General features: G+C 31.4%; 8 protein-coding genes. All 8 read right to left on the bottom strand.

Annotated features, from left to right (window positions below; translation table 11 throughout):
- On the bottom strand, positions 1–310 hold a 310-nt coding region (locus ACO5J6_RS05340; protein ID WP_485642552.1), incomplete at its 3' end, for a lysozyme inhibitor LprI family protein.
- A 285-nt stretch (positions 311–595) separates the two neighbouring features.
- Positions 596–1,246, bottom strand: a complete 651-nt coding sequence (locus ACO5J6_RS05335) for an outer membrane beta-barrel protein (protein WP_485642551.1) — start codon at positions 1,244–1,246, stop codon at positions 596–598.
- A gap of 730 nt (positions 1,247–1,976) precedes the next feature.
- Positions 1,977–2,381 (bottom strand): hypothetical protein, encoded by a 405-nt coding sequence (locus tag ACO5J6_RS05330; protein WP_485642550.1) that lies wholly within the window; start codon positions 2,379–2,381, stop codon positions 1,977–1,979.
- Positions 2,382–2,422: 41 nt separating this feature from the next.
- Positions 2,423–5,023 carry a VirB4 family type IV secretion/conjugal transfer ATPase gene (locus tag ACO5J6_RS05325; RefSeq protein WP_485642549.1) on the bottom strand — a complete coding sequence of 867 codons (2,601 nt, stop codon included), beginning with the start codon at positions 5,021–5,023 and terminating at the stop codon, positions 2,423–2,425.
- 46 nt (positions 5,024–5,069) lie between these two features.
- The gene (locus ACO5J6_RS05320; RefSeq protein ID WP_485642548.1) at positions 5,070–5,507 is read right to left on the bottom strand and encodes a hypothetical protein; all 438 of its coding nucleotides are present in this window, start codon (positions 5,505–5,507) and stop codon (positions 5,070–5,072) included.
- A gap of 15 nt (positions 5,508–5,522) precedes the next feature.
- On the bottom strand, positions 5,523–8,018 hold the full coding sequence (locus ACO5J6_RS05315; protein WP_485642547.1) for a type IV secretory system conjugative DNA transfer family protein: 2,496 nt from the start codon (positions 8,016–8,018) through the stop codon (positions 5,523–5,525).
- Positions 8,005–9,171, bottom strand: a complete 1,167-nt coding sequence (locus tag ACO5J6_RS05310) for a hypothetical protein (RefSeq protein ID WP_485642546.1) — start codon at positions 9,169–9,171, stop codon at positions 8,005–8,007. The genes ACO5J6_RS05315 and ACO5J6_RS05310 overlap by 14 nt, the downstream gene beginning before the upstream one ends.
- 9 nt (positions 9,172–9,180) lie before the next feature.
- On the bottom strand, positions 9,181–9,957 hold the full coding sequence (locus ACO5J6_RS05305) for a VirB8/TrbF family protein (protein ID WP_485642545.1): 777 nt from the start codon (positions 9,955–9,957) through the stop codon (positions 9,181–9,183).
- Positions 9,958–10,044 lie beyond the last annotated feature (87 nt).

The raw sequence follows: 10,044 nt of genomic DNA, 5'->3' as shown, positions 1-10,044 counted from the left end.
GATCTTCAGCCTCTGCTTCCTGTTTTGCTTTTTTATCTCTCTCTTTTATCCATGCAAGCTGTTCATTACGAAGTTTTGTTTGCTGCTGACCTGAAAGTTTTGACATTAGAAGTTTGTATATTTTATTTAGTTCCGTATCCCATGCCTGCTCTAAATTTTTCGTTGCCCCTAACATATTAACCCCTGTATCAAGCTGTTGCTGTGTTTTTTCCTCAATAGGCTTCATTCTTGCAGCCATATCACTTTCATAACCTGCAAATCCTATTATGCTTATAACTAAGATTAGGAACATAATTAGTATTTTTTTCATTTTTACCACTCCCATTTTATTATATTTTTATTTTAAATAATTATAAAATATGATTGAATTTTTGTCAACAATATTATTTCAGAATTCGTTTAAAAAATATATAATAAATTTTATCCGAATAAATAAAAATCGGCATTTACAGTAAATTCATACCGCAAAAACCGATTTTAAATTCATTTTTCAATAGTAAATTATTTATTCAGTTTTTTACTGACATCTTAGAAATAATATATTTAACAATAAAATTGATAGTCATTCATCTCATTTTATATTGTCTTTTATATCTTAGAAACCGAATGTATATCCAAAGCCTAATGTAACTACATTATAACGTAAAGTACGATTCATAGTTTCTTTTTCAGATACTAAAGAACCAGTTAAAGGATTACTAATATTTGTTTCAAAATCAAATTTTGTTTTAGTTGATGTACTACTCCAAGTTAAATCAACAACAAAGTTTTTAAATTGAATACCTGCTCCTACTCCATAGTACATTCCTGATCCAAATTTAACTTCATCTTTCCCGTGTGATAATCCAGGTATTCTCCATTCTCTTTTCATAGAACCTGAGTTAAAAGCATATCCTAAATTTGCTTTTACATAAGGCACTACATCTGAACCTGTAGAGAAGTTATATCTTGCTGTAGCGTAAAGAGGCACTGAGTGGAATCCTTTAGTTGTTCCTCCAGGTAATTTAGGGAGTTTACTATATCTGTAAGCAAGACCTCCTCCTAATTGGAAACCTGAACCTAAATCTGTTCTATATTCACCTGCCAATTCAAATCCTGACTTCATTTTGCTAGATTTTTCTCCTGCACCAGGTCCGGAAGTAATACTAGTACTTCCAAAATCTACTCCGGCTCTAACTTCACCAACATTTCCTTCAGCCATAGCAACTGAACTGATTAATGCTCCTAATAATAATAATTTTTTCATTACATTTCCTCCTAAAATATATTTTTTATTTTAATTAAAATCAAATATGTATTGTTATTATTTTGATTTTCAATATTTTAAGTTTTTTTATATTTTTCGTTTTCTTTTTTTTATCTTTCTATCGTGTTTTATTTTTATGTATTTTTACTTTGATATTATACTATATAAATATATAAAAAGTCAAATTATTTTTTAATATTTTTTGTGTTTTTTTATTTTGTTTTATATTTTCATATTATTATTTTTATATATAATTTATTTAAAAATTATTATTATGTACACTCTTATATCTCTTATTTTATTGAGTTATATAAAATTTAAGACCTATTTTTCTCATTAATTTTTTACATATTTTATATTATTTTTTTCAATTATTTCGAGAAATTTATTTTCAAAAATGATTTTAATCTTTTTATTTTTTTTATTTGTAAATTAAATAATTAATTCGCTTCAAACTTCTGTTATTTTAAAAATAATATCATTTTTATATTTTAATTAGCTAATTTATTTTACACAAATATTCTATAATAGGGAACCATAATTTGTCAAATTTCACTAATATTCTATCCAATCCCTTTATTTATAATAGTTAGAACCTGATTTTGGCTATAAAAAAAATTGACAAATTGTCAATTTTTTTTAAAATTTCTTTCGTAAAGCTTTTTAGCCCCAATTTTATACTATTATTGTATATTATAAAAAATCGGCAAAACACTTGCCGATTTTAACATTACTGTTCCATTACATATTCCTGAACAATATTGACAGACTGTGCCTGTCCTGCATCACTCGCTCCTGACATATCCGCAACAAGTTTAGGTCCAAACCATGCTCCACCTATTATTATTCCGTAGATTACAAGGTTTTTGAATAATTCTGCCAAATCTAGCTGTTGTCCTCTATACAAATTGAAAACTGAGATTGCGAACATCAACAGTCCTCCCGCTGTAACAATCCATTGAATCCAAGGCAGGAATCCCATTATCCCTCCCAATACTCTTGTAAGTACCGAGTTCGTTGTCATATTAGAAGTCTGTGTTACCTGTACTCCTAAAAGTTGCTGATTTGCTGCAAAAACTAAATTTGTAAACAGCAACATAAGTGCTGTCATTAATAATGTCATTTTTCTTTTCATACTTTCTCCTTTTTAATTTTATTATTTTTAAATTTTATTATTTATGAAATTTTTTCTATTATACTATCTGCAAATTCCAAATCTGACCTATCAATTTTCCCTTCGTCATATTTATATTTCAAATAGGCTTTGTTAAGGCTTCTCAGATATTCATTTTTTCTTTCAGGTTCAGGATACTGTTCCATATAAGTATTTGACAATTTTTCTATCATTGCTTTTGATATATCGTCTCCTGCTCCTACATATGCCAGTTCAAGTTTGGACAGATTAAGCTCAAAGAGTCTCGTACCATATTTTGAATTATAGAGATACTGTCTCTGTCCATAAGCTCTGTCTATTGTCGCGATTGCGACCTGCGAAAGATTGTATCCTTCGTAAATTTTACTGTGGGTACTGAGTGCATTTTCATTAGGCAAAAATATCTTTGTCATACATGCATCTTTTATTGTAGTAGCTATACTTGATTTTTCAATATCACTCAACGACTGTGTGGCAAAGACTACAGAAGCATTTGCTTTTCTTAATACTTTCAGCCATTCTTCTATTTTTGCTTTCATTCTTTCATGTCTTAAAAACACCCAACATTCATCAAGTACCACAAGTGTCGGTATATCTTTTCCAAGTTTTTCAGTTTCAATTCTATGGAAGAGATATTCCAGTACAGGAAGAAGAACTTTCGGTTTTTCCATAATTTTTCCCATTTCAAATGTCATAAAGTTTGCGTCTTCCATGACATCATCATTATTATCAAAATATGAACCGTAAATACCTTCCTGAGAATAAACTCTAAGTGCCTCTTTCAATTTTGGTGCCTGAATAAGTTTTACAAGGTTTGTTATTGTTCTCTTTTTAGGCTCTTCCATTTTTGAAAGGGACAGCAGACCGTCATAAACTTCTTTTCTGTTTTCGACATCTCTTGCGAGATGTTCATCTTCCTGTTCTATCAACCCCATTACCCAGTCCATGGCAAATTCCAGATCTCTCGTTTTATCAATATTACGTAATGGCTGAAATGCCATATGGTTTTCGCTGTCCAGATCGTAGAACTTTCCGCCTGAAGCCATCGTAAGTACTTTTGATGACGCTCCTTTATCAAATATGAATACTTGTGAACCACTTTTTTGGAAATTTTTCCTGTCATCAAGATATACGCTTTCATATTTCATAAAATTAAGGACTATAGTTCCAAGCATTACCGACTTTCCTTTTCCTGTAGGCCCGATAATAAGAGTATGCCCTACGTCCTTATCCACCTTGTTGTTAAAGTGGAATATTCTGTCATTACTTATAGTATCAAACAGATTGGGAGCGTTTATTCTTTCATCCCATTTCAATCCTTCAAATACCGAAGATATAGGTAGCATATAACCTAAAGACTCTGAGTTCATCGGACTTTTTCTGATGTTCTGCTTTATATTTGCGGGCATAGCACCAAAATATGCATCTTTTACATTAAGTTTATCATCAAGACATGTAAATCCGTGTCTATTTATTATCCTTACGACCAAATCCGTCTTTTCTTCAAGTTTTTGAGGATTTTTATCTGAAATAATTACAGAAAAAGTATAATATCCATAAGAAACTCTGTTTGCTTCCAGTTCCTCCCTCGCGTATTTCGCTTCATAGGATTTTCTTATTCTGTTTACATTTCCCGAATCAGGATTATTACTTCTTGCGGCATTAAAAGCATTCAAAATAATCTGTACCATATTATATCTTTTACCGAACTGATATTTTTCAATATTTTTTATCGAAGTAACAGCTTCTTCTTTTGAAAGACCTATCAGTCTAGTTACACTTCTAAATGGAAATTTCAGTTTTTCCAACTCAGAAAATATTTGCGGTACGACAGCATCAGGAAACAGCTTTATACTTACAACTTTTGTATAATAATCTCCTACTTTGAGCATTCCGTTTTTTATTTCCATTTGTGAACAGCTTAGCCATTCGTCAATGGAAAATCCCAAAGGCGGTACTCTCAAATTTACTCTTGAAGTAAGGGGATTTATTGTTCTGTACAAAAAATTTAGAAGTTCTCCATTTTCAAGAATCTGTATTCTAAGTACAGCATAGTCAAGTCTAAATAAAATGTCTTCAACTTTTCTGTTAAATTCCTTTATCAAATCATTGAATTGTTTCATATAATCCTGTTTTCCAAGGGTTCCGTCATTAAACAAAGCTTCATCAAGACTCTTCTCTTTATTATAGTCATATAAATAAGAAATTGTCAAGTAATGACGAATTTCATAAAAACGCCTTTTAGTAAACAGACTGCTACGCATTTTATGTCCTATAACTGTCGGAATAGGGGAAAATTCACCTATTTTTTCTTCTTCTCTTGTAATAGGGACTTTCTGTGTCTCATAATGAAGGACTACTCCGCTTCCCACTTCTTTTAAAGTATCATTTAAATATTCAAGAATTTTATCTATATCATCAGCATAATCCAAATCCTGATTTACAATTTCAAAAATCCTTGCAAATCCCCCATTTTTAAGGAGAAGCGTATTTTTATCAATCATTCTTCTATAAGGGATATAAAAGTTTACGCTGTCATTCGTAGTTGTAATACGGAATTTATCGACCATACTTTTTACGAATTTTCCGGAAGCTGTTTCATTTCCTTTTTTTTCTTTCTTCATCTTCACTTCTTTCCTTTCAAAAATCAACTTTTATAAAACCGTTAGTCTAATTACCTTTTGTTGTTGATTCTTCCGTATTCTGTATTTTACTTATATCTACCGAATTTCCCTGAGGAACGTTAGTCCCTCCTGAAGACTGGTTCTGCTGTCTTATTTTACTATTTTTTCTGTCTACTTTTTCTTTTTCTTTTTCATATTGACGTAACGATTCTTCATATTCTTTTTCACGAAGTTTTTCTTCCGCCAGTTCATCAAGATATTCATGCCAACGGGAGAAATACAGAAACTCCCTTACATTCGGACCGTTTCCATTGGAATATCTTTCCCTTCTTATCCTTAAAAAATCATCTTCTTCATAAGGCTGTGTTTTTATCCTTTCAGGCTGGATTACTTCGACAACGGGAGCTCCTCTGTCATTTCCGTATCCTAATCCTGCTGCCATTAACCCCATAGTTATGACTATTCCGAGTCTTTTAAATTTCATAATCTTTCCTCCTTTTTACACTTCATCTTCTTCCTGACTGAATTCATCAGGCTGAACAAAATCACCTGTAATTTCTTCTGCCATTTCTTCCCTTTTTACTTCTTCCGACGACAATCCTGACAGGGGTGTGTCAGATTTTATTTCCTGAGCTTTATTTTCACTGTTTATTCCAAAATTTATATTACTTACAACATCAGAATTATTTTCCGTATTTTTAAATATAAGATTTTCCGTTCCGTTATAACTTTCTTCATTATTCAATCTTATAATATTTTTACTGTCAGAAGTTTCTTTTATTATTGATCTTCTTACTTTGTTTTCAGATTTAGCTTTTCTAAATCTCGGATCCTCTCTTTGAAGTTTGTCATACAGTTCAAAATATTTTTTTATCCCTTTACTGTTTTTTATATAATTTTCCTTGTTTCTTTTATATGCTTCACGTTCTTTTTCATCAAGTTCTTTTAACATTTCGGGCGTTACTGCTTTTATTGAGTTATATGCTGCTTTGAGGTCCGTCTTCATATTTTTAAGAGCCGCTCCATATGGAAGATAATTATACGGATAATCCCTATTTTTCATTTTTTGTTCTTTTGTAAGTTTTATATACTGTTTACTTGTATCATAACAGCTTTCTGTATAAATATAAGGAATTTTTGTCAAATCAGCATATTCTTTTTCAAGGAAATAAACGATTTTATCACTTTTTATAGGATTTCTTCCGGATAGTTTAATTATAATTTTATCGCTCGGAAATCTTCCCACTTCGTCAGGGGAAAGCAAATCTTTTCCCAAAAACTGCTGACTTTCAGATTTTATTATTGTTCCTACTGTTTTATTTGACTGGGTAAACTGTTCAATCGTCTCTTTTCCGAGCAGTTTGCTGACATAATTTGCCGTTGTCTCATCATTTGATGTATAAAACACCTGTGCCTGACAGTTTGATAAAAATCCGTTTTCTTTTCCGTAAATTTTGAATAACTGATCCAAGGACTGGAGTATCAACATCATCTTCATTCCATAACCCGCTACATAACCTATACCTTTTTCAAGCACCTCAAGTTTTCCTATGGCAGGAAACTCGTCAAGGAGCATAAGCATTTTCCATTTATGTCCTTTTTTATTAATGTAGTCGATTTCAGGTGTAAGAATGTTTACCATTTGTAACAGCAATATCTTAATAAGTGGCGATAATGACGTAATATCTGCCGGAGGTACTACCAGATAAAGGGAAACCGGTGTTTTATAGTTCATAAGGTCAAATATCCTGAAATCACTGTGGTCTGTATTATTTTTAACTACAGGTATCTCAAATATTGACAGTTTAACTTTTGCAGACCCTATTATAGACCCTAAAGTCTGTTCAGGGAGATTTCCTTTTTCTACGAGGTATCTCGCTGCTTTAGGATGTCTTCCTGCATCTACTATTTCCGCATCGGTAGGATACAGTTTCATCAGTTTTTCTGAAACATATCTTTTTATTTTCTCGTTTTTCCCAAATTCCTCTATCATATTTTCTTCCTGAGCTTTTTTCAGCAGGATTTCTTTAATAGGAACATCATATGTAGGGTCTGTTATAAAATCGACCACATCAGCCATACTTGCTGTCGATACAGGTTTTTCCACTCCGTTTTCAACGACAAACTTAGGTTCCATAAGAAATTTTTTATACATTACATAAAAGATTATACCTATAAGGAGGTCGGCAGCCGAATTATTCCAGTACGGGTCCTTACTTCCGCCCGGAGCGTCATCCTGCATAATAATGTCCACTATAAGTCTTACATCAGGCATTTCATGTTCCGTCAGAAACCTTACTTCCGCAAGGGGATTGTATCCGCATGAGTTTTTTGATTTCGGTGCAAATCTCAATATTAAGTTATCAAATTTTTCTTTTCTCGCTCCCGATGTCAACTGGTAATTTTCACCTTTTATATCCAGAACTACCGTACTTTCATTCCACGAATCTATAAGTGTAGGTATTATGATAGATACCCCTTTTCCTGTTCTTGTCGGAGCTGTAACACATATATGTGTATTATTGTTATCACGGAGCGTTATCCCTTTAAATCTTCCAAGAACAACTCCTTTATCCGATTTCAGACTCACTCCGAAATATTTATCTTTTCCGGCTTTAAAATCTATTTCCTCTATTCCTCCCCATTTGGCAGAACCGTGGGAATTATTTATTTTCTTTTTGTTTTTTAAAAAAATATATAAAACGAAAATAATCAGATTTATAATTAAAAGGAAAATAATGGCTGATGCTTTTGCCTGTTTTACATAGGTACTGTCCAAAATATTGATAATCTGACCTTTGTAATTCATCTGTTTCCCTGCAAGGGCAAAATTCCCAAGCAGACTTATGGATGTATTTCTTTTAAGAGCTTCATAAATGGCAGGATATTTTCTAAGAAACGACATATTAAATAAATAAATATAAAGAATAAAATTTATAATTAAATATGCTACGGAAAGTATAATTGTTTTTCCGTTAATTTTAAACTCTTTCATCATCTTTCTCCTTTTCAAATTCTGAAGCTATTTTTTCTATCATTACATAAAAGGAATTAACAGTATTCAGGTCATTTATCCTTATTCCCGTAGTACTAAGTACAAATTCCGAAAAAAGTTGCTTACTGAAATCAAAGAAACTCCGTTTCATAAATTCATTACAAAGCTTCATCACATCGTCTTTCATATAAATATTTCTGCTTCCCGTATAAAACAGTCCCGCAAGATTTTCTGCAAGTTTCGAAAGAACTTCTTCCTTGAAATCTTCGATATTCATAACCGGAGATGTTTTGGAAATCGTAACAGGGTACTCATTAAAATTGGGAAATTCCCTTAAAATCATACTATATATAATATCTTCGGTCATATTGTAAACCAATAACAGGTTATTTTCAAGTATCTGCCTGTCATTGTCATCATCAATCACTGAAGGAAAAATCAAGAACCTTGGAATTTCTACATCATAGTAGTTAGCCCTTCCCACATCTTCGAGATGACTCTCTATCTGGAATTTGACATTTAATGAATATGCCGACTTTTCCCTTTCTTCCATATGGTCTATTTTAAAATCAAGGATTTTGAAAGCGGTTATATTATCCCAAACATATCCGCAATTATTGGCATATATCTCGTCCGAATAAAGAGCTTTGTCAATAATTATATCTCTTACTTCGTCAGTACCACACCCGTCAAGAACAGTTTCTATCTCGTCGGCTTCCTCTATTTTTTCCTTTGAAAACAGAGCCATGTCTTTTTCTATTTCACTGTCATTCCTAATTGCTTTAATAATTTCTATGAAAGCATTATTAATGTCTTTATTTTCATAAAAATCAATATTAATACTTTCTATATCGTTAACACTGAAAATATCAGAAAGCTGTATTCCGTGTATTGTCCATAAAAGATACTTTATAAGCTCATAATCTGTATTAAAATGGATTTTGTAAACGGGAGCATCTTTCTTAAATTTTTCATTATTTATGAAGCCTGATTTTCTGATACTTTCCGTCTCCTGTCTTACACCTATAAGTAAAGTGTTGAGATCATTTTCAATACTCAACTTATATAGAAGTCCGAAAGAATATTTATCCATTTTTCTGACTCCTGCACTGTTAATCAAATCTAACAGTTCACTTTTAATGTCTCTTTTCATGAATTTCTCCTACTGATTAACCGGAGGAGCCGTTTCTGTCTGATTGTCCTGTGGCTGTACTTGCTGAGGTATTGTCTGTGTTGGACTTACAATACTGAATTCTATGTCTTTTATTATTATTCCTAAAGGATTCATTCTTACCATAGCTTCCGACGTAACGGGAACAAAATCCAAAAATACAACTGCAGTATATCTTGCCACACTTTCAGGTATTCCGCTTGAAGAAGAAGTTTTTTCAGTAAAATTAATCTGAAATTTATTTGTATCTATTTTTACACAACTTTCAATATCTACTGAAATTGATTTTTGATTTTTCAAAACTTCTTCCGTGTTAGTCTTATTGTTTATAAAATCTTCAATTTTTGACTTTGTAGTATTATTTACAAAAGACATTTTTTCTTTTGTCTGAGCCTGATAATAAGCCCTGTCTTTATACACCGTTCTTATTTTCTTAATAAAATCAATTAAAAAATATTTGATTATATCTTCATTTATATTTAGTTTCTGCTGACCTGTAAGTACTTGCCCATTTACGGAACTGTCTTTATCAATTCTTAAAACATAAGGCACATAAGGATTTTTTACGCTTCTGTAAACCAACCCTACTAAAGTAAATACGTTAGTTATTACTAAACATAGAATAATCGTATATAATGTTTTTAGCAGATTTTGTATTTTTACAGTTACGTGATACATCATTTCTACCGATGTTTCCATTCCTTTAGAATTATTCAGATTTCCAAATTCATATTTTTCTCTTATTTTCTTAATTTCTTTTATATCCACAAACTTTTTTCTCCTTTCCTTTTAATTGTTCATTATGATTATTATAAAACATATAGAAAATTTTTTCAAATTTTGAAAAATCCAGAA

The sequence above is a fragment of the Pseudoleptotrichia sp. genome (genome assembly GCF_057270515.1).
The sequence above is the reverse complement of the archived record's forward strand: the minus strand, read 5'-3'. Positions and strand labels throughout refer to the sequence as shown.